This is a genomic window from Achromobacter sp. ACM05 (genome assembly GCF_019218915.1).
In the GTDB taxonomy this organism is placed as follows: Bacteria; Pseudomonadota; Gammaproteobacteria; order Burkholderiales; family Burkholderiaceae_B; genus Achromobacter; species Achromobacter animicus.
Genome location: NZ_JAHUWQ010000001.1, coordinates 1,916,519 through 1,937,878, shown reverse-complemented (window position 1 = coordinate 1,937,878; position 21,360 = coordinate 1,916,519). Strand labels below are relative to the sequence as shown.

Annotated in this window: 12 protein-coding genes and 2 pseudogenes; 9 read left to right on the top strand and 5 right to left on the bottom strand. The window is 69.0% G+C overall.

Annotated elements, in window-relative coordinates:
• Positions 1 to 9: 9 nt before the first annotated feature.
• Genes KW836_RS08735 through KW836_RS08715 form a run of 5 tightly spaced genes read left to right on the top strand, consistent with a single transcriptional unit; the run spans position 10 to position 11,245 of the window.
• Complete coding sequence (locus tag KW836_RS08735) at positions 10 to 372, top strand: GPW/gp25 family protein (protein WP_175122708.1); 363 nt, start codon at positions 10 to 12, stop codon at positions 370 to 372.
• Positions 369 to 2,825, top strand: coding sequence for a putative baseplate assembly protein (locus KW836_RS08730; RefSeq protein ID WP_218342999.1), 2,457 nt, complete (start codon positions 369 to 371; stop codon positions 2,823 to 2,825). Before KW836_RS08735 ends, KW836_RS08730 begins: the two co-directional genes overlap by 4 nt.
• A complete protein-coding gene (locus KW836_RS08725) occupies positions 2,822 to 5,995 on the top strand; it encodes a putative baseplate assembly protein (protein WP_218342998.1) in 3,174 nt (1,057 codons plus the stop codon). Before KW836_RS08730 ends, KW836_RS08725 begins: the two co-directional genes overlap by 4 nt.
• The gene (locus tag KW836_RS08720; protein WP_218342997.1) at positions 5,992 to 8,094 is read left to right on the top strand and encodes a phage tail protein; all 2,103 of its coding nucleotides are present in this window, start codon (positions 5,992 to 5,994) and stop codon (positions 8,092 to 8,094) included. The genes KW836_RS08725 and KW836_RS08720 overlap by 4 nt, the downstream gene beginning before the upstream one ends.
• A 25-nt stretch (positions 8,095 to 8,119) precedes the next feature.
• Complete coding sequence (locus KW836_RS08715) at positions 8,120 to 11,245, top strand: DUF6519 domain-containing protein (RefSeq protein WP_218342996.1); 3,126 nt, start codon at positions 8,120 to 8,122, stop codon at positions 11,243 to 11,245.
• 11 nt (positions 11,246 to 11,256) lie between these two features.
• On the opposite strand, the pseudogene KW836_RS28125 reads toward KW836_RS08715, so the two are convergent.
• Together KW836_RS28125 and KW836_RS28120 are read right to left on the bottom strand one after the other, a co-directional pair.
• Positions 11,257 to 11,496 (bottom strand): annotated as a pseudogene (locus tag KW836_RS28125) (YadA C-terminal domain-containing protein); the annotation flags it as partial.
• Positions 11,497 to 11,673: 177 nt separating this feature from the next.
• A pseudogene (locus KW836_RS28120) lies at positions 11,674 to 12,390 on the bottom strand (hemagglutinin); the annotation flags it as partial.
• Between the two features lie 795 nt (positions 12,391 to 13,185).
• Between KW836_RS28120 and KW836_RS08705 the strand changes: the two are divergent.
• From KW836_RS08705 to KW836_RS08695, 3 genes are all read left to right on the top strand, one after another.
• Positions 13,186 to 14,406: an MFS transporter gene (locus KW836_RS08705; RefSeq protein ID WP_175122702.1), complete on the top strand. Its 1,221-nt coding sequence runs from the start codon at positions 13,186 to 13,188 to the stop codon at positions 14,404 to 14,406.
• A 171-nt stretch (positions 14,407 to 14,577) separates the two neighbouring features.
• A complete protein-coding gene (locus tag KW836_RS08700) occupies positions 14,578 to 16,659 on the top strand; it encodes a PIG-L family deacetylase (RefSeq protein WP_175122701.1) in 2,082 nt (693 codons plus the stop codon).
• Between the two features lie 71 nt (positions 16,660 to 16,730).
• Positions 16,731 to 16,907 carry a DUF3606 domain-containing protein gene (locus KW836_RS08695; RefSeq protein WP_175122700.1) on the top strand — a complete coding sequence of 59 codons (177 nt, stop codon included), beginning with the start codon at positions 16,731 to 16,733 and terminating at the stop codon, positions 16,905 to 16,907.
• 315 nt (positions 16,908 to 17,222) lie between these two features.
• On the opposite strand, the gene KW836_RS08690 is transcribed toward KW836_RS08695, so the two are convergent.
• Positions 17,223 to 18,008, bottom strand: a complete 786-nt coding sequence (locus KW836_RS08690; protein ID WP_175122699.1) for an enoyl-CoA hydratase — start codon at positions 18,006 to 18,008, stop codon at positions 17,223 to 17,225.
• A 142-nt stretch (positions 18,009 to 18,150) separates the two neighbouring features.
• Between KW836_RS08690 and KW836_RS08685 the strand changes: the two genes are divergently transcribed.
• Positions 18,151 to 18,765, top strand: coding sequence for an ATP-binding cassette domain-containing protein (locus KW836_RS08685; protein WP_218342995.1), 615 nt, complete (start codon positions 18,151 to 18,153; stop codon positions 18,763 to 18,765).
• 21 nt (positions 18,766 to 18,786) lie between these two features.
• Here the strand turns inward: KW836_RS08685 and KW836_RS08680 are convergent, their stop codons facing one another.
• Together KW836_RS08680 and KW836_RS08675 are read right to left on the bottom strand one after the other, a co-directional pair.
• The gene (locus KW836_RS08680) at positions 18,787 to 19,563 is read right to left on the bottom strand and encodes a hypothetical protein (RefSeq protein WP_218342994.1); all 777 of its coding nucleotides are present in this window, start codon (positions 19,561 to 19,563) and stop codon (positions 18,787 to 18,789) included.
• Between the two features lie 86 nt (positions 19,564 to 19,649).
• Complete coding sequence (locus KW836_RS08675; RefSeq protein WP_218342993.1) at positions 19,650 to 21,104, bottom strand: DUF1254 domain-containing protein; 1,455 nt, start codon at positions 21,102 to 21,104, stop codon at positions 19,650 to 19,652.
• Between the last annotated feature and the right edge of the window lie 256 nt (positions 21,105 to 21,360).

Here is a 21,360-nt window from a genome sequence, read left to right as displayed (position 1 = left end):
CGCATCGCCATGGCCCTCCTGCGCTTTCCGTTCGAACCCGACGCGCGCGGCCGCAGCCGTAATGCCGACGACGCCACGCACGTGCGCGACATGATCGAGCAGGTGCTGTTCACCGTGCCGGGCGAGCGCGTGAACCGGCCGGACTTCGGCTGCGGGCTGCTGCAACTGGTGTTTGCGCCCAACAGCGACACGCTGGCCGCCGCCGTGCAGATGAGCGTGCAAGGCGCGTTGCAGCAATGGCTGGGCGAGCGCATCGCGGTGGAATCCGTCAACGTCGCGCACCGCGATGCAACATTGCAGGTCGACGTGCAGTACGTGCTGCGCCAAGGCCAGCAACGGCGTCTGGCGCGCTTTACGCGCGACGTGCCATGAACCGCCAGTTCCGCAGCGCCAACCCGCGCCGGCTGCAACTGCTGCGCGCCCAGCAGCCGCCCGGCGACAACGGCATCGCCTTCGTGGAAATTGACGCGGCCGACCAGCGCACGGTGCGCGTGGTCTGCGCGCATCCGGTGTCCGGCATCGGCCGCGCCCACGTGCGCATCGAAGGCGGCGCGCGCATTCGCGGCATCGCGCTGGCCGCGGACCCGGTGCTGTCCGGCAACGAGATCCGGCTGACCGTGGACAAGGCAGGCGACTTCTCGTGGTACACGCTCGCGCTCGTCAACCCGGCCGACCCCGACGCGCCCGCGCCGGGCTTTGACCTGTGCCTGTCCACCATCGAGATCAACTTCAAGGCGGGCTGCCCGTCGGAGTTCGACTGCGCCGACACGCACGCGTGCGATGCGCCGGCGCCGCCCGAGCCGCTGCTGGACTACCTGGCCAAGGATTACGAGAGCTTCCGGCGTTTGATGCTGGACCGCCTGTCGCAGAGCATGCCCGACTTCACCGAGCGCAATCCCGCCGATTTCACCGTGGCGCTCGTGGAAACGCTGGCCTACGTGGCCGACCATCTTTCCTACGCGCAGGACGCCGCCGCCACCGAGGCCTATCTGGACACCGCGCGCCGCCGGACCTCGCTGCGGCGCCACGCGCGTCTGCTGGACTACCCCCTGCATGACGGCTGCAACGCGCGCGTGTTTGTCGCGATCGAAGCGAACGCGCAGGGTGACGGCAAGGTCATCCCGGCGGGCACGCCGCTATTGACCAGCACGCCCGAAGCCGCGCTTGCCGAGCCCGTGCGCCGCCGTGACGTGCTAGACGGGCTGCCCGCGGCCGGCATTGAAGTGTTCGAGACGCTGCACGACCTGACGCTGCACGCCGCGCACAGCCGCATCCTGCTGCATGACTTCGCCGATCCCGCCTACTGCCTGCCGCGCGGCCAGACGCAGGCGGCGCTGGTGAACGATCCCCCGCTGACGCTTGGCGCGGGCGACGTGCTGGTGTTTGAGGAAACCATCGACCCGTTGACGGGCCGCAGGGCCGACGCCGACCGCACGCATCGCGTGGCCGTACGCCTGACTGAAACGCGCGCCGGCCGCGACGACCTGACCGGCACCGACCTGCTGCTGATCGCCTGGCATCCGGACGACGCGCTGCCATTTCCGCTGTGCGTCAGCCGCGAGTTCGACGACGGCGGTGCGCTGGTCAAGCGGGCCGTTTCCGTGGCGCGCGGCAACGTCGTCCTGGCCGACCACGGCATGCAGCGCGACTGGACGCCGCTACTGCCGGACACGGCCAACGCGCGCGACGCGCCCGCGTCGCGGCCCTACCGCCCCCGCCTGCCGGACGCGGGCCTGGCCTGCGCCGAATCCTACCGGCATGACCTCGCCGTGGCCGCCCTGCTGCCCGCCGGTGCGGCGCTGGCGCAGGACCCGCGCCGCGCCCTGCCCAGCGGCATGTCGCTGCAGGCGGACGACGCCGATCAGCCCGGCGACGTGCCCGCCCCCGCCAGCCCGGCGTGGTCGCCCCAGCGCAGCCTGCTGGCCAGCGCCCGTGACGCGCGCGAGTTCGTGGTCGAAACGGAAACCGATGGTGCGGCCTGGCTGCGCTTTGGCGACAACCGCTACGGCGCCGCTCCCGTGGCCGGCGAACGCCTGCTGGCGCGCTACCGGCTGGGCGGCGGAGCGGAGGGCAACGTGGGCGCCGAGGCCATCGGCGCGCTTGTCACCGACGATGCGGACCTGATGGTGGGCGTGGCGCGCGTGCGCAATCCGCTGCCCGCGCAGGGCGGCGCGGCGCCGGAACCGGCCGACGCCATCAAGCTGAACGCGCCCGAGGCCTTTCGGGTGCAAGAGCGCGCGGTCACGGCCGACGACTACGCGCGCCTCGCCGAACGCCATCCGCAGGTGCAGCGCGCGGCCGCCCGGCTGCGCTGGACGGGCAGTTGGCACACGGTCTTTCTGACTGTCGACCGGCGCGGCGGGCGGGAGGTGGACGCGCCCTTTCGCGCCACGCTGCGCGCCTTCATGGAGCGCTTCCGGCTGGCCGGACAGGACCTGGAATTCTCCGATCCCGTACACGTGCCGCTCGACATCCTGGTGCGCGTCTGCGCCGCGCCGGGCCACTTTGCCGCGGACGTCAAAGCGGCGCTGCGCGATGCCTTCACCGCGGGCCTGGACCGCGCAGGCCGGCCGGGCTTCTTTCATCCCGACCGCTACACCTTCGGCACGCCGCTGGCGCTGTCGGCACTGATGCGCGCCGTCATGGCGGTGCCGGGCGTCGCGTCGGCGCGGGCCGAACGCTTCCAGCGCTGGGGCCGCGACCCCGCGGGCGAACTGGACACCGGCCGCCTGCTGATTGCGCCGCTGGAAGTGCTACGCGCCGACGGCGACCCCAACTTTCCCGAGAACGGCCGCATCGACTTCATCGTGGAGGGCGGATCATGACAACCCCCGCCGATTGCGGCTGCTGCGCCGGCCAGCCTGCGCTCACACCGTCCGACCTGGACAACCCGCCGGGCCAGCCCGCCTTGCGCTTGCGCATCGGCACGCATGGCCGGTTTCTGGCCAGCCTGACAGCCGACCTGGCGCGGTCGCCGGCGCTGGCCGCGCTGACCACACGCGACCGTGACGACCCGGTCATCGCCCTGTTCGACGCGTGGGCTGCGGTGCTGGACGTGCTGGCGTTCTATCAGGAGCGCATCGGCAACGAGGGCTATCTGCGGACGGCGACCGAGCGTCGTTCAGTGCAGTCACTGGCGCGGGCCATCGGCTACGAACTGCGGCCCGGTGTGGCGGCAACGACGTGGCTGGCGTTCACGATGGAAACCGCGCCCGGCGCGCCACTGCGCGCGCGCATCGAGCCGTGGACGCGCGCGCAAAGCGTGCCCGCGCAGGATGAACGCGCCCAGACATTCGAGACCCTGCAGGCGGTCGAGGCGCGCGCCGCCTGGAACGCGCTGGAACTGGCGTGGCTGGAACCGGCGCCGCCGCGCTTTGGCGCGCGCACGCTGTGCCTGGCCGGGGCGGCCACGCGCCTCAAAGCCGGCGACGCCGTGCTGATCGTCGGCGACGAACGCGTACGCGACCCGGGCAACGAAAACTGGGACTTCCGCCGCCTGACGCAGGTTCGCGAGTATGTGCCGGGCCCCGGCGAAGACGGCGCGCCCGCCTACACGCTGATCTCGCTGGAACGCGGCCTGGGCAGCGCGGCCCCGCACGTGCAGCCTGCGCGCCGCAATCCGCGCTGCTACGCGCTGCGCGCGCAGGCGCGGCTGTTCGGCTACAACGCGCCCGACTGGCGCGCCATGCCCGCCACACTGCGCGCGGCCTATCTGGGCATGGCCGACGACGCCAAGCCGTCCTTCAGCCAGTTCCCGCAATGGCCGGGCTACACGCTGGCCGACATCTCCGATCCGCCGGGCGCCAGCGGCGCGGGGTCCGGCCTTTACGGCGAGTATTACCGCGGCCGCAGCTTCAGCGAACAGGTAATGACGCGCACCGATCCGCAACTGGATTTCCGGTGGGCGGCGGGCGGCCCCGGCGACGGCATGCCCGCGGACAACTTCTGCGTGCGCTGGACCGGCTGGGTGCGCGCGCCGGGCAGCGGCAGCTACACCTTCCACGTCACGGCCGACGACGGCGTGCGGCTGTGGGTGGACGGCAACCTGCTCATCGACCAGTGGCGCGAGCAATCGCCTACCGAGTACAGCGCCAGCGCCCGGCTCACGGCAGGCCGCAAGCACGACATCCGCATCGACTACTACGAGGCCAGCGGCGACGCCACCCTTACGCTCGCGTGGTCCGGACCGGGCCTGGCGCGCCAGACGATACCCGCCGCCAGCCTGTTCCCCGCCGACGTGCACGGCGTGCATCTGGATGCCGTCTATCCGAAATGGGTGGCCGGCGGCTGGGCCGTGCTGTCCATGCCAGGGTATGAAGAGCTCTACCGCATTGCCGAGGCCGGCCCCGACGCGCGGACCGGCTTTGCGCTGGCCGGGCCGACCACCCGGCTGACCTTGCGGGGCGAACGCCTGCGCGAACAGTTCAACGACGCCGTGCGCGAGACCACCGCGTATGGCGAATCCGATGCGCTGGACTGGGGCGTGCGCCCCGCGTCCGGCCTCACGCAGGGCCACGCGCTGGTGCTGGCGTCGTACGAACCCGACCTGCCCCAAGACCGCGTGCTGGCGGTGTCGGGGCTGATCCTGGACGAGGCCGACGCCGCGAACATCGCGCCACGCGACCGGCTGTTGCGCGGCGACGCGCTGGCCAACGTGCGCGTGGCGCGCGACCGCGCCAGCGCGGATCTGGAATTCGAGGACGGCGCGCGCGCCACGGTCACGCTGGCTGAAGCCAGCGACATCGTCCGCATCCAGCGCAACGACAGCGCTGGCGGCCGCACGTCGCTGCACTTGGACGCCGATCTGGCGCACGCCTATCTGCCCGCCACGGTGCGCATCAACGCCAACGTCGCGCCGGCCAGCCACGGCGACAGCCGGCAGATGCGCATCCAGCCCGAGGTGCTCGGCAGCGGCGCCGGCAACCGGGCGTTCCAGCGTTTCACGCTGCAGCAAAAGCCGCTGACCTTCGTGCCCGCGCCCACGGCGAGCGGCGCAGCGAGCAGCTTGGAAGTTCGCGTGGATGGCCTGCTGTGGACCGAAGCGCCACGCATCACGGAGCTGGCGCCGGACGATCGCGCCTATCTGCTGCGGCTGGACGACAGCGGCGGCGCCACGGTGCAGTTCGGCGACGGCCTGCACGGCGCGCGGCTGCCGTCGGGGTCGGGCAATGTAGAGGCGCGCTATCGCGTCGGCCTGGGCCGCGAAGGCAACGTCGCGCGCGGTCAACTGAACGTGCTGCTCACGCGCGCGCCGGGCGTCAAGGCGGTCGTCAATCCGGCAGCCGCCACCGGCGGGGTGGATCCCGAAGCCGGCGACGCCGCCCGCCGCAATGCGCCGCTGCGCGTGCGCACGCTGGACCGCATCGTCTCGCTGCGCGACTTCGAGGATTTTTCCGCCGCGTTCACCGGCATCGGCAAGTCGCAGGCGGTGTGGCTGTGGGACGGGGAACAACGGCTCGTGCATCTGACCGTCGCCGGCGAGGACGGCGCCGCGCTGGATCCTGCCGGCGCGCTGTATCGCAATCTGCTCGCGGCCATCGATGGAGCGCGGCCGCCCTACCAGCCGCTGCGCGTGGCGCCGTGCCGCTATCTGGGTTTCGGCCTGCGGGCCGGTCTGGGCATTGATCCCCGCTACGAGACGCCCAAGGTATTGCAGGCGGCCCGCGCCCGCGTGCTGGAGGCCTTTGGCTTTGCCGCGCGCGCATTCGGCCAGCCGGTGCACGGCGCGGAAGTCTTGACCGTGCTGCAAGGCGTGCCGGGCGTGCAGTGGGTGGATCTGGATTCGCTGGTGCTGGATGGGGGGCTGAATACTGGACTGAACCCGGGGCTGGGCACTGGACTGAGCGCGGTGTTGTCCAGCGTCACCGCGCGGCGCAGCAACGGGCCCGGCGCCACGCTGCCGGCGCGCACCGCGCGGTGGCAGCAAGGCAGCCTGCAACCGGCCGAACTGCTGCGCCCTGACCCGGCAAACATCTTGCTCACGGAGCGCACATGAACACCCGCCTGGATGCCGATGCGCTGATGGCCCTGCTGCCGGCCTTCTACCGTGAACGCGACGCCGCGGCCGGCGGCCCGCTGCGCGCGCTGCTGGACGTGCTGGCGCGCCAGGGCGCGCTGGTGGACGCCGACGTGGACCGGCTCTACGACAACTGGTTCATCGAGACCTGCGACGACTGGGTGGTGCCGTACCTGGGCGATCTGCTGGGCGTGCGCGCGCTATACCCCGTCGGCGCCGCGTTCTCACCCCGCGCGCTGGTCGCCAACACGCTGCGGCTGCGCCGGCGCAAGGGCACCGCACTGGTGCTGGAAGAACTGGCCGCCGACGCCACGGGCTGGCGCAGCCGCGTGTCCGAGTGCTTTGAACGCGTCGCCACCACCCAGCACGTCAACCATCCGCGCCCGCACGCGCTGCGCACACCGGATCTGCGCGATTCCCGCGCAATGGAACGCGTTGACGGCCCTTTTGGCGCCGAGCTGCACACGGCCGATGTGCGCGCGCTGCCAGCCGGGCGCTACAACCTGCCCAACGTCGCGCTGTTCCTGTGGCGGCTGCAGTCTTACACCGTCCAGCGCGGCGTCGCTGCCCCCGCCACGACGCGCGATGGCTTCTACACCATCGATCCGCTGGGCCGCGACCAGCCGCTGTTCAACCGGCCCCGCACGGAGACCGACATCGACCACCTGGCCGAGCCGGTCAACGTGCCCGAACCGCTGTCCTGGCGCGATCTGCACGCCGAACTGGAAGCGCGCCGCCAGGCGCTGACCGATGGCGACGCGCCGCCGCAAGGGGGGTTTGCCGAGAGCGGCGGCGGGCCGGTCGTGCAGGTGTGGCTGGACGGACAGGCCGTGCCGCCCGAGCATCTGGTCATCTGCAACCTGGCGCCCATCCCCGGCGTTTCCCCCGAGGACTGGCGCCGGCCCGACGCGTCGCTGCTGGTCAAGGCGCGCAAGCCCGGGCGGCCGGACCGCAGCTTCCCTGTTGCGGGCGGCGTGCTGGTGGGCCTGGACCCGCACCGCGGACGCCTTGCGCTGCCGCCCGGCGTCACCGCGCAATCGGTGCAGGTGCGATATGCGTATGGCTTTCCCGGCGAAATTGGCGCGGGTCCGTACGACCGCAGCGCCCCGGTTGGCGATGACGCGGACGCGGCGTCCGGAGACACCTTCGACATCGAACTGCGCGTTCCCTCGGCGGCAACGCCCACGCTGGCGGCCGCACTGACCGCGGTGCAGGCGGGCCAGCGAGTGCGCATCGTTCTGGACCACGACGGCACCGAAGCCATCGCCCCCGATCTGGTGCTGCCCGACACGCATCTGTTGATCGAGGCGGCCCCGCTGCGCCGGCCCGTGCTGCGGGGCGACTGGCGGCTGCGCGGCAACGCCAGCACGCGCGTGCGGCTCGACGGGCTGCTGGTGGATGGCCGCCTGCGGCTGGAAGGCACGTTGCGTGCCGTGGCGCTGCGCCACTGCACGCTGGCGCCCGCGCGCGGCGGCGTGCGCCACAGCGGCGCAGCGCCGGAACTTGAATTGAGCCTTACGCGCTGCATCAGCGGGCCGGTGCGCTGCGCGACACCGCTTGCCGCCGTCGAGATCGACGCGTGCCTGATCGATGCGCAAGGCAGCGCGGCTGCCGCGGTCGACGTGGACGACAGCGCCCTGCGCGTGCTGGCGAGCACGCTGTTCGGGCGCGTGGCGGCCGGGCGGCTCGACGCGTCCAACACGCTGTTCGGCGGCCCGCTCGCCATCAACCGCCGCCAGGAAGGCTGCGTGCGCTATTGCCACGTGCCCATGCCGTCGGTCACGCCCCGGCGCTACCGCTGCCAGCCGGACCTGGCCATGCAGGACCTGGGCGCCGCAGCCGCCAAGCGCGCAGCGGCGCGCGTGGCCCCCTCGTTTACCTCCACGCAGTTCGGATCGCCGTCCTACGGCCAACTGGCGCGCGGCTGCGCGCTCGAGATCCGCGAAGGCGCGGACAACGGCGCCGAAATGGGCGCCTGGAATTTCCTGCTGCAAGCCCAGCGCGAAGCCAACCTGCGGCAGGCGCTGGACGAGTATCTGCGCTTCGGACTCGAAGCGGGATTGATCCCCGTGAACTGAGCCCCCTGTCTTCGGGAACAACACCATGAAAGCCGATCTCAGCCGCCTCACATTCGACCCCGCCCGGCGCTACCGGGCCGTCCGCATGCAACAGGGCCGCGTGCAGATGGACTCGGACTGGAACGAGCAGCAGGACATCCTGAACCGCCGCATCGAAACCGAGACGGCGGACACGGTCGGCCGGGTGGGCGTGCCGCTGGCCGCGCCGGGCTTTGCGTTGGCGCCTGCCGGTAAAGACCTGTCGCTGTCGACCGGTCGCCTTTATCTGGACGGCCTGTTGTGCGAAAACCCGCAGCCCGCCACCGTGGCCAAGCAGCCCGACATGCCGCCGACGGCATCGCCCGTGCTGCCGGCTGGCGCGTCCGTCCTGCCGCTGCCGCCGCCCGCCCTCACGCCGGCCGACATCGACGGTGTCGTCGTCTTCGGATCGAACGGGCAAACCGCGCCGCCGCCCGAGGGCATGTACCTGGCCTATCTGGAAGCCTGGCAGCGCCACCTGTGCACGCTCGACCTGCCTGCCGGCGACACCAGCATGCGCGAGGTCGCGCTGGGCGGCCCCGACACCGCCACCCGCGAAAAGACGGTGTGGCAGGTCAAGCTGATGCAGGTCGGCGCGCCCGACGCCGCCCTCACCTGCCTGTCGGCGCTGCCGGCGTGGGATGCGCTGATCGCCCCGCCCGATGCGCGCATGGCCGCGCGCGCCGAAGCCAGCGTGCCGCCCAAGACGCCGTGCCAGTTGCCGCCCGACGCCGGCTACCGTCTGCTGGAAAACCATCTCTACCGCATCGAGATCCATCAGGACGGCGCGGGCGCGGGCAAGGCGCGCTACAAGTGGTCGCGCGAAAACGGCAGCATCCTGTCGCGTGTGGTGCGCTGGCTGGACGACCCCGTGGCCAACGAATTTGAAGTTGCCAGCATCGGCCGCGACGACGTGCTGGCCATCACCGCGGGCTGCTGGGTCGAATTTCTGGATGACACGCACGAACTGCTGGGACAGCCGGGCCCGCTGGCGCAGGTGGTGCGCACCGACGGCAACACGGTCACCATCGATCCGGCCAGCCTGATCGGCCACGCGCTGGATGCGGCGCGCTTTCCGTCCAATCCGCGCGTGCGCCGTTGGGACGGCGTCGCGGAAATCACGCCCGCGCCCATCAACAGCGCCAACGCCGGCTGGGTGGAGCTGGAGCAGGACGGCGTCGAAATCAAGTTTTCCCCAGGCCGCCTGCGCGTGGGCGACTATTGGCTGATTCCCGCGCGCACCGCCACCGCCTCCATCGAATGGCCGCAGATGCCCGACGGCAAGCCCGCCTTCAACGCGCCCGCCGGGATCCTGCGGGCGTTTGCGCGGCTGGCCTTGCTGCGCTGGCAGGGCGGCGCGTGGACCGCCATCAGCGACTGCCGCCCGCTCTTTCCCGCGTTGACGGAACTGACTCAGCTTTACTACGCGGGCGGCGACGGGCAGAGCGTCAAGCCCAATCCCGCCATGACGCCGGATGTCGTGCCGCTGCCTTCCGAGTTGCGCGCGGGTGTGGCCAACGGCAGCCTGCCGGTGGCGGGCGCCGTCGTGCGCTTTACGGTGGACGCCGGCCGCCTGCCCAATGGCACGGCCACGCAGGACGTGGCGACCGGCGCCGACGGCGTGGCGTCCATCGCCTGGTCCCTTGCCTGCGATGCCGCCCGCCCCGTGCAACGCGCCACGGCGCAACTGCTGCGCGCGGGCCAGCCCGCGCCTGATCGCTACCTGCCGCTGCGCTACACGGCAACCCTGGCGCTGGCGTCCGAGGTGGCCTACGACCCGCGCAACTGCGCGGACCTGCTCGCGGAACAAGCCTATTCGGTGCAAGAAGCCCTGGATGCGCTGTGCCGGCGCACGCACGGCGGCGGCTGCTGCCTTACCGTCGGCCCGGCGGGCGATTTCCCGACGCTGGACAACGCGCTGCGCACGCTCATCGGACAGGACCGCATGGACATCTCCCTGTGCCTGACGCCCGGCGAACACAAGCTGGACGATGACCTCATCATCAAGGGGCCGCGCGTGCGCCTGATGCTCCATGGGTGCGGCCCGGCCAGCCGGCTGATGCTGGATGAACGCATGTTCAGCCTGGACGGCTTTGCCAGCGTGTCCATCGCCGACCTGGTGATCACGCGGCGCGGCCAACCGGCGGCGATCGCTTTCAACCAATGCGCCGACCTGCGGCTGTCGCGCGTCGATTGCGCAGGACCGGCCGGGCCCGGCAACAGCCTGGTGCGGGTCGACGGCAGCCGGCGCGTGCACATCGAGACCTGCCGTCTTTATGCCGCCGGCCGCGGCAACGCCGAACGCCTCGACCAGCTCTTCACCCGCGCCCCGACGCTGGCCGCGTTAAAGCGCGCGCTTTCCTCCGAGGCAGTGCTGGACGATGACGACGATCGCGCCGCCTCGGCACTGTCGCGCCAACCCCTGGACGCGCGCAAGGCGATGACGACCGAGATCGCCGCGCTGCTGCGCGCCGGCGCCGCCGGCAACGCGTTGACGATAACGCCGCGCATCCAGTCGGCCCTGACGACGCTGGCCACGCAGCTGGGCCGCGAAACGCCAGCGGCCAAGCGCCTGCGCCCCGCCATCGCCGCGCTTGCCGCCGCGCTGCTGGCCGATCCGATGTCCTGCGCGCTGGCGCTGCTGGACAACGACGCCGACACCACTGTGCGCGACAACCGACTGCGCGGCGGCATCGCGCTCTTTGCGGAATCAGGAGATTTTCCGGAACTGACGACGGATCAGTTGAAGCTGTTGGGCGGCGGCATCCGCACGGGCAAGATGGTGCCGGAAGGCGACGGCACGCTGACGCTGCAAGGCAATCATCTGTCCAGCCTGCGGCTCGGCGCTGAAGCGGCGCGCGCCATGCTGACCATCATCCAGACGGGCGGCGAATTCGCCGTGTGGCGCTGCCTGCGCGCCGCCGACAACGCGCTGGAGGCCTACAGCCACTTTCCGGCATTCGACGCCGCCGTCACCGGCAACAACCTCTTGACCAACGGTGACGCCGGCGCCCTCATCGCCACGCAGGCCAAGGTGATCGGCAACTTCGCGCACAACGATTTCCGGTTGTTTGTGTCAGGCGCGAATCCGGAAGTGCTGGCGAACGGCGGGTTGAATGTCGTGACGGTGTGATCCCGCGGCCATCACCACTGCATCGACGCGCCGATCCCGGCCGTGGGCCCGCCCGAGGCCATGCCCACGCCGGCCTTGAGCTTGACGCGGTCGTTCACACGTGCCGACGCGCCCACTGCAACGGCCTGGTAGCCGCGATACGTGGCGGCGCCGACGCCCAGCGCAAACCGCTTGCCCGGATCGACTTCCGGCACCATGGTCAGCGCCGTGGTGGCCGCGATGCCCGAATAGGCGTTGCGCGCAACGTCGTCGATGGCGCGGTTGGTCTGGTCGATGCGGTTGTCCAGACGGGCCAGGCCTTCGCGGTTGCGTTGCACGGTGGTGTCCAGCGAACCGAGCGCGTCGCCGACGTTGTAGTACGTCTGGCCATTAAGCTGATACGCCGGGCCGGTGACGGCGCCCGTGGCCGTGTCGATGTGCGCACCGCCGCCCAGGCCGGCCACCACGGGGTTCAGTTGACCCACATTCACGGCATCGGTGCTTTGCGTGCCGGCCGCCACATTGGTGACCTGGCGTTCGGCGCCTTGCGCGCCGACAGACACGGTGTTGGCGCGGTCGGCCACCGAACCCGCGCCCAGCGCCACACTGTTGGCCGCTGCCGCCGATGCATTGGCGCCAACGGCCACGCCGTTGGACGCGGTAACTGTTGCGTTGGCCCCGACCGCCGCGCCCATCGTGCCTGCGCCCGCTGCCGCGTTGTCGCTGCCATCGCCCGCGCCGTCGACGCTGACGTACGCATTGGCGGCATTCAGTTGGCCGACCTGTTGCGTAAGGGCGTAGAGCTGGCTGCCATTGACGGCGTCCGTACTGGTTGCCGAGATGACGCCGTTGGCGACGCCGGTGACGGTGCGCGTGCCGTCAGTGCCCGTCATGTCGATGACATTGCCGCCCGAGGAGGCAGCCACGGTAATGGCGCCCGTGACCGCATCCTGCCGGACCAGGCCGACGGCGCCGTTGTTGAGGTTGGTGGTCAGCGTGTTCAGGGTTGCCGTGTTCTGCGCCACCGAACCGCCCAAGGTTGTGATGGCCGCGCTGTTGGACTGCACTTGCTGGTTGGTGGCGTAAAGCTGCGATCCATTCACCGCCTCCTGACTGGTGGACGACAGTACACCCACGCCGACCTGGGTGATCCGGTTGCCGTTCATGTTGACGCCGTTCAGCATCGAGATGCCGTTTTCGCCCTTCAGTTCCAGCGTGCCATCGCCGTAGCCAGTGATTCGGGCCGTCGAACCGGCAAGTCCCGTCCCCCCGTTATTGCTCTGGTCGTTGTTCAGCGAGAATGCCTCCTGGGAGGCACAGGATACCCACGTCGCGGGTCCGGCGTTGAAGTCGTATTCATACCCCGTCGAAGTGGTTACGTTGCACAGCTGTAGCTCTCCGCCTAGCGCGTGGGCAACCGAGACCAGACCGAGATTGCCCACGCCGCCTAGTAGAAAAGCCGCGGCGGATGCGGCCAGGCGCTCCTTTCGCGGCTTGCGGAGAATTCGGCCAACTGCGGACTCGGCAGGTGCCGTTGCCGTGCATCTATTCAAGGTTGCGTTGCTTGCGTTTCTTTCTGCCTTGCAGACGGTTGCCTTTACGTTGCGAACGGTTGAAATGATGAGGTCCATAGCGTGTCCACCCCGCGCCGATGCGCGTTCATTGTCGAAAAAGGTCCGTTCAAGCAATTCACCTGATTGATTGAGGGAGAGGTTTTCTCTCTCAAACTACCGACCGTCCGACCACGTAACCATCGAAGCTTTTTTATTGTTGGGGCCTGCAAACGAACAAATATCAAGAAGCGCGAAGGTCATCGCGCGGGCGCCACGGCACGTTGCGCCCTGCCGCGGCTCACATCCAGTGACGACGGCAAGACAACCCGACATGCAAATGACAGGTTCGGCCCTCTACAATGCCCCTGTTGCATCGCAGCATTCCGCAATCCTCTCCTTCCAGTCTTCATGTCCCATCCCATTTCCGCGCAGCACCGGCCCGCCCTGGTGCTGCTGGCGCTAGCCATCGGCAGCTTCGCGATCGGCACCACCGAATTCGCGACGATGAGCCTGCTTCCCTACTTCTCTCAGTCGCTGGGCATTGACGCCCCCACCGCCGGCCATGTGATCAGCGCGTACGCGCTGGGTGTGGTGGTGGGCGCGCCCATCCTTGCTGTGCTGGGCGCCCGCATGCCGCGCCGCCGGCTCCTGATCGCACTGATGGGCCTGTTCGCCATCGGCAACGGTCTGAGCGCCATTGCGCCGAACTACCACTGGATGCTGTTCTTCCGCTTTCTTAGCGGCTTGCCGCATGGCGCCTACTTCGGCATCGCCTCGCTGGTGGCCAGTTCCATGGTGCCCGCCAACCGGCGGACTGTGGCCGTGGGCCGCGTGTTCCTGGGCCTGACCGTCGCCACCATCGTCGGCGTGCCGCTGGCCAACTGGCTGGGTCAGGTCATCGGCTGGCGCTGGAGCTTCGGCCTGGTGTCGCTGCTGGCGGTGCTGACCATGCTGAGCGTGCGCGCCTATGCCCCGGACACGGCCGCCGATCCGCACGCCAGCCCGCTGCGCGAACTGAGCGCGCTGGGCCGCGGCCAGGTGTGGATCACACTGGCCATCGGCGCGGTCGGGTTCGGCGGGCTGTTCTCCATTTACACCTACCTGGCGGACACACTGACCGCCGTCACGCAGGTCTCTCCCGCCACGGTGCCGCTGGTGCTGAGCGCCTTCGGCGTCGGCCTGACAGTGGGCAACATGGTCGTGCCCGTGTTTGCCGATCGCGCCGTCATGCGCACGGCCGGCCTGTTGCTGCTGTGGTCTGCCGTGGTGCTGGCCCTGTTTCCGTTCATGGCGCACAACGTGTGGCTGATCACGCTGAACGTGTTCCTCGTGGGCGTGGGCGGCGCGCTGGGCACCGTGTTGCAGACGCGCCTGATGGACGTGTCGGGCGACGCGCAGGGGCTGGCCGCGGCACTCAACCATTCCGCGTTCAACACCGCCAACGCGCTCGGGCCGTTCCTGGGCGGACTCGCGATTGCCGCCGGGTTCGGATGGACGTCGACCGGCTGGGTCGGCAGCCTGCTCGCCATCGCCAGCATGCCGTTGTGGCTGTGGGCGGTGATGCTGGAACGCCGGACGCGCTCGGCGCGGGCGGACAAGCTGGTGGTCAGCACCGAATCGGCGCGTTGAATGAATGGGGGACGCCATTCGGACGTCCCCATTTATCGCATTGCAAAACGTCGGCCCCACGCCACACCGGGCAAGCGCCTATTGCAGCCCGCAGCCGCGCCGCAGCTATACTTTCCGCACTCTTTACCACCCACAAGACGCGCTGCACCTCCAACATGCAGCGCTTTTTTTATGCCCGTTTTTACTGCCCTGCTGCGCCCGCTGTGCCAGGCGCTTTGCTGCCTGGCCGCGGCCCTCTTCTCCACCCACGCCTTGGCCGCGCCACCGACGCTGGCCGAATGCCACGGCATCAAGGATCTGGCCTTCGTTGCCCATCTGGATGATGACCTGCTCTTCATGAATCCGGACGTCGCCTCGAACATCGAGGCCGGCGGCTGCGTGCGCCTGGTCTACCTGACCGCCAGCGACGCTGGCGAAGGCGAAGGTTACATGCTGGGTCGCGAGCGGGGCGTGCGCGCCGCTTACGCCTACATGGCGCATCAGCCCGACGCATGGAAGGAAGACACCGGCATCGTCGCGGGCCGCCAGATTGCGCGCTTCACGCTGACCGGCAACCCGCGCGTGCAGCTGTGGCACATGCGCCTGAAGGATCCCTGGCTGGGCAAAGGCTGGGGCAGCCTGACGCCGCTGAGCCGCACGGAGTCCGAACCCAACCAAAGCGTGGACACGCTGGGCCCGCACGCCGAGGTCTACACGCGCGAGCAGCTTGTGGACACGCTGGCCGAAATGATCCGCCAGTACGGCCCCACCACCGTACGGCACCTGGACGACACGATCAGCGTGCCGTACACCCAGCTGTGCTGGCGCTGCGCGGGCCACGGCCACCCCGACCACATCGCCAGCGCCCGGCTGGCGCGCGAAGCCATGCTGCGGGCGCCCGGCAACTATGCCGAGACCGGCTATATCGATTACCCCAGCCAGGAACGCGCCACCAATCTGGCCGAGTCGGAAATCGCCAGCAAGTCGGTGATCTTCCAGCACTACGCCTGGAACGACTACCACTATTGCGCCGGCCCCAAGGGCTGCCAGGAACCCGCCGGGCCTGCAGCCGCGTGGGTGCAGCGCGCCTACTACGTATCCCGGCACGACGTTGCCCCGCAGGTTTACCCCGACGGACGCGGCGGACTCGTCGTGTTTGCCGCGGGCGAGACCAACGCCGCCGTGAACAGCTGGGATTCCGGCGAAAAGCGCTGGCACAGCCTGGGCGGCCGGACCACCGGCCCCGTGGTGTCGTTTGCCCACGCCGACGGCACGGCCGGCCTGATGGCGCGCGACCCGCTGGGCGGCGTCTGGGCCAACAAACAGCGCCATGACGGCACCTGGCAGGGGTGGCAGGCGCTCGGCGGCCTGCGCGTCACGCAGATCCCCGCCGTCGCGCCGCGCGGCGAGGCCGCCGCCGTCGCGCTGGGTTATGACGGCGTGCTGCACTGGATCACGCCGTCCGGCATCGATGGCAGCTGGAGCACCTGGCAGGCGCTGCCGCCGCTGGAAGGCGCATCGGGCTCACCGGCCGCGGCGCGCGGTTCGGATGGACGTTACGTCGTGTTTGCGATCGCCGCCAAAGGCGAACTCTTCTATACCCGCCAGCTCCCGGCCGCCAAGGGCCAACGGTCGGAATGGCAAGGCTGGCGCCGCGTCGCCGCGCCGGAAGCGGCCGGCGGACTGGCCGCCATCCGCAACCACGAAGACCGCGTCGAGCTTTACTTCCGCCAGCGCGCCAACAACCACCTGACCAAGCTGGTCGAAGCCGGCGACACCACCGACCTGAACATGGACTGGAGCGCGCCGGCCGACTTGGGCGTGCCCTACATCGGCCGCCCCGCCATCCACGCCGACAACGCCGGCAACGTCGTGCTCGCGATACTGGAGCGCGCGGGCGGACAGCTCTGGCTGCTTGAACACGGCAAGCTCGGCAAGCTGGACGCCGAAGCCGCATCGCCACCCGCCATCAGCCTGGTCGACGGCACGCTGTATCTGGTTGCACGCGCCGCCGGCGCACCGCAGCGCTATCAGGTGCTGTCGCGCCAACGTGGCGTCTGGGCTGCCAACCTGACGCTGGACGGCGTTCCGGCCAGCGGCGGCGGTCCGTTCACGGCCGTGGCCGCGCGGCCGGCCGACCTGCCCAATCTGGGCGCCGCCAGCGCAAACAAGGCCGTCGTGGTCCGGCCATCCACGGCTGAACCGGCTGCGCTGACGGTCGAGCGCATGCCCGCCCAGACCTCGCGCGTGGCGACGCCGACCCGCGTGCAATGACAAAAAAGCCCGCTGGGCGCGGGCATGACGCTTGCTGACCTCCGGGGCGTCTCAACCCGGAGGATAGAAACATGTCAGACGACCTGAGCAAACGCGGTCCCCAGGACCGTTCCCGAATCAATGTCAACGAAACGCATGAGCTGCGCTACTGGACCCAGGCGCTCGGCGTCAGCGAAGCCCAACTGCGCGACGCCGTGAAAGCGGTCGGGCCATCCGCCACGGCCGTGCGCGAGCATCTCCGGAAGTGATCTGAGGCAGGCCCCGTTTGCGGGGCTTGTCATTGCGTACCCGTCTTCCCGATCGCTGAAGACGCCATTTCAACGTGCTCGCCCCCCACCTCCAGGCAATGAGTCATTGCGGTCTTTACGCACGTGCGATAGCAGGTCAGACAGCTATCGATACAGCATTCCATTTCGTTCGTTTCGGCAATCATGTCGGCTCCTTGTGCCGTGACATCCTTGAACGTCAGCACATGGCGTTCCTGTCTGAATGCGCGAAACCCTCTTGCGCACGCACCGCGGCGCGCGTCCTGCGGGGCCGGTTGCAGCGCACCGTCTTCTTGCCTAGCGATGCCGTTTGCGCGCCAGAAACGGCGCCATGCACCGGCGCGGCTCGTCGGTGGTGAAGGCTTCACCAAAGGCCTCGACGCTACGGTCCAAACCGGCCTGGATCGACGATTCCGCCCAGTAACGCAGCAAGGCCTTCTGCGACCGCACGGCGCGCGGGCCGCTGGCGGCAATCGGCGCCACGGTCCGTTCAACCAGCGCGTCCAGCCCTCCGGGCTCGCATAGGAACTCCAGAAACCCCCAATCTCGCGCCTGCACCGCATCCACCGTCTCGCCGGTAAGCAGCAGCCAATTGGTCCGGCCCTGGCCGATCAGCGCAGGCAACAACAGCGCATGGATCACCGAGGGAATCCCGACGCGCACCTCCGGCATGCCAAACACGCCGTCCGCCGATCCCAGCCGGATGTCGCAGGCAGCCGCCAGCTCCATACCGGCGCCCAGGCAAAAGCCCGGCAACCGGGCAATGGTCGGCACGGGAATGTCCGCCACCGCATCGCAGAGGTCGCGCAGCCGCGTGATGAAGGCACGTGCGCCGGGCGGGTCCAGCTCGGCCATTTCATGAATATTGGCCCCGCCCACGAAGGCCTTCTCGCCCGTCCCGCGGATCACCACGGCGCGCGCGTCATCCTGCGCCGCGATCCAGCGCGCCGCCTCGGTCAGGCTCAGTGTGACGGCCGACGCCAGGATGTTCAGGCTTTTGGCATCGTGGATCTGCAAGGTATAGACGCCCCGCGCGTCGCGCGTCACGACGGCATGGGTGAATTCAGGAATGGGCGCAGTCATGAAGTCTCCTGTTTTTTTGGCGGGTAGCCGCCGATGCTAACGGCCGGGTCCGGACACGACAACCCATGGCCTGCTCGACCCGATCGAATACGGCCTCGCCTTCCAGTGGCCGCGGAACGCGTTCCTCTCGTACACTTGCCGCATGCTACGCATCGACAATCTCAGCAAGCGCTACGGCGACTACATCGTGTTCCAGGGACTGACGCATACCTTTGCGCCAGGCTGTGTGGCGCTGTGCGAAGAAGACAGCACCGGCAAGTCCAGCCTGCTGAACATCATCGCCGGCGCCCTCGCGCCGGACAGCGGCGACGTGCACATCGACGGCCACTCGCTGCGCGACGCGCCGCAAGTTGCGCAGTCCCGCCTGGCCTGGGTGCCGGACAATTGCATGGCGTTTCCCGAGCAGACGGGACGCGGCCTGCTGGAACAGGCGGCCCAAGCCAAAGGCGTGACGCTGGACGACTCGATATGGGAACTGGCCCGCCAGCTTGGTCTTGAGCCGCATCTGGACAAGCGTTTCGAGCAGATGTCCACCGGTACGCGGCGCAAGGTCTACCTGACCGCCGCCGCGCTGGGCAATCCGGCGGTCGTCGTGGCCGACGGCCCCAGCAATGGGCTGGACGCGCAGGCGCGCGGCGTGCTGGCAGACGTGTTCAAGCGCTGGGCGCAAGACCGCGTCGTGCTGTTTGCCAGCCACGACCCTGAGCTGGTGCAGGCCTGCGGCGCCACCACCGTCAACGTGGCCGACCTGCGCTGAACCCACTGCGGAACACGTCGTTCAAAAACGGATCGTCACCCCCGCGATCGGCCCCTGCAACACCACGTCGTACTTGAAGCCGTTGCGTTCGTAGTCCACGCCCATCGCGCGGTATCCCACTGTGGCCGACACCGACTTGTTGAAGTTGTAGCCCACGCCAAGCCCCAGGTCCCAGTCCGCCTGCGCGCCCCCTGCCCCGATCATGCCCCAGCCCGTCAGATAGGCCCTGGAATGAAAGTTGTAGGTGCCGCGAACGCCCACCATGGCGTCCACCCACGTCGCGCTGTCGCTGTGCTTTGTGCCCCGTGTCAGCGGACCATTGAACCTGATGCTGTTGTCCACCGACCAGACCCGCAGGCCGCCTACCACGTCCAGGCTGTGCTCTGACCTGTCCAGCACGGAATAGCCCGCGCCGATCATGCCCGTGAACGACTCGTTCTTCACGTCCGCGCTGTCGGCCAGAATTCCCCGCGGCGTGTCGCCTTGCGCGCCGACCTTCACGTACAGCAGGTCGCCAAAGATGCTGTACCGGCCTTTGCGCGCATCGCCCATCAGCATGGCCGCGAAATCCAGGTTGTCGAAGATCTTGTCGAAGCTCGCATCGACGTCTACGGGCGGCAGCCGCCGATGCGTGATCTTCCCGGACAGCGCCGGCGCCCATAAATACGGCGACACCGAAAACGTCCATTCGTCGGAAACTGCTGCGTCGACGGCGGGTGTCGTCTGCGGCTCGGCCGCGATTGCGGTTCCGACATGCAGCGCGGTGCATGCCGCACAGGCAAAGACGTGCATTTTCATCGCGTGTCCTCCGGCCCGAAGGCGTATACAGGCAGGCGGGCCGCGCCCCGGAAGGATCCGAGGCGCGCCCTGCCGCCATGACCGCGTCAGCTCACGCGCCGCACCGGCGGCACCGTCCACGAGCCATTGATGATGGAAGGATCGCTTTCGTTCGGCCAATACAGACGCATCATCAGAATGAACCGGCCCTTGGGGGCCGGCAGCCAGTTCGACTCCATCTCCGGACCCGGCGATTCGTTCTGGATCAGCAGATCAATCGACCCATCGGGCTTGCGCTTGAGCGGCTGGCGCTCGCTGATGGAATAGCGGTTCAGCGGGTTATCGACGAAGAAGTAGTTCTGGTCATACATGGTCAGCGACCAGAATCCCGACACCGGCGGCGTCAGCCCCTTGCGGAAGGTCAGCACGTACTTTTCCGAGCCGTTGTATTCGCGAAGGATCGCCCCATTGGAGGACCGCAACGAGGTCGGATAGACGGCGTCCTGCGGCCGGTTCGCGCCCAGCCCGATCGCGGTGACCAAGGCGCGCTGCAGATAGTTCGTGCCGTAGATCCCCGTCTTGGTCGTGAAGCCCCAGCCGTCGATGTGCTGGATGTCGCCATCGGTCGATCGGAAGTGCGCCATGATGCGTGCGAACCCGGTCTCGGGCACCCGCTTGGCAAAATTGGCGGGCAGTTTCGACTTGTCGAAATCCTGGCCCGGCACGATGCCGATCGTCGCCAGTTTCTCGACCATGGGCGCATCGGCCACCGTCGGGGGATTGCGCTTGAGCAGTTGCGCGAACAGCGAAAAATACTCGGTCGCATCCATGTTGTTGACCTGGTCGCGCACCGGCGTTTTCATGTCGATGGCCGAATCGACCTTGCCCTGCGGCGCCTTCCAGTCCTTGCCCCAGCCGCTCAGCGGCGCGATCTTCACCTGGTCCTGCAGCTTGTGCACTTCAGCGTAGTCTTCGGGCGTGCCCGTGCAATAGATGCGGCCCAGCAGCCAGACGATGCTAGTCGGCGACTTGTACTGCTTCATGCCCTGCGGCACCGTTCCTTCCCAGCCCGGCCCCGTCACGATGAAGGTCTGCGCGCCCGTGCCCGTCGTGCGCTTGCCGGGCACGTCGAACACGGTCGTCCAGCCGTCCAGCAGCGGAAACAGCGCGTAGCGGCCGTTCAGGTCGGGCAGGCTGACGACCCAGGGTTCGTCGCCCACATCAAAAAACGCCGTGGTGTACAGCGTGTCGGCGTTTGGCGCCGTCACGTCGCGGAATTTGGCGTCCGGGTACTGGCGCAGCTTGATGAGCTGGCCCATCGGCGCGCGCGTGCCCTTGGGTTCGGCGACGTTGGTGATCACCCGGCGGGTCATCTCCATGGTCACCAGCGGGTAGGCGTAGATGTAGGCGTCGGTGGCCAGGACGAAACGGTCATCGGCTTCAGGCAGATTGGCGACCAGCCCTTCCGAGGCGGCGGCCGAGGCCCGGAAGGCCGGCCCGAGCGATCCTGCAGCCAGCAGGGCCAATCCCCCTGCGTTCAGTTTGCGGCGAGTTAGCTTCATTGTTGTCGCTCCTAATGGATGTGTTTGGCGAAGTTCACTGAGGGGACTTCCAACATGCACGACGATGTTTTTTCTAGCTAATGCGCGTTCGGTGTCGATGTGGCGGGCACGCTCCGAGGATCAAGGTCAGTGGAAACGAGGGGAAAGGGACGACAGCGCGCCGCCGCAAAACGAGGCGGCGGCATCAAGCGGCGCGAACGGGGATAGACGGCGTGTGCGTAAGGCGCACCGGTCTGCAAGAAGGAGGTGGACGTCC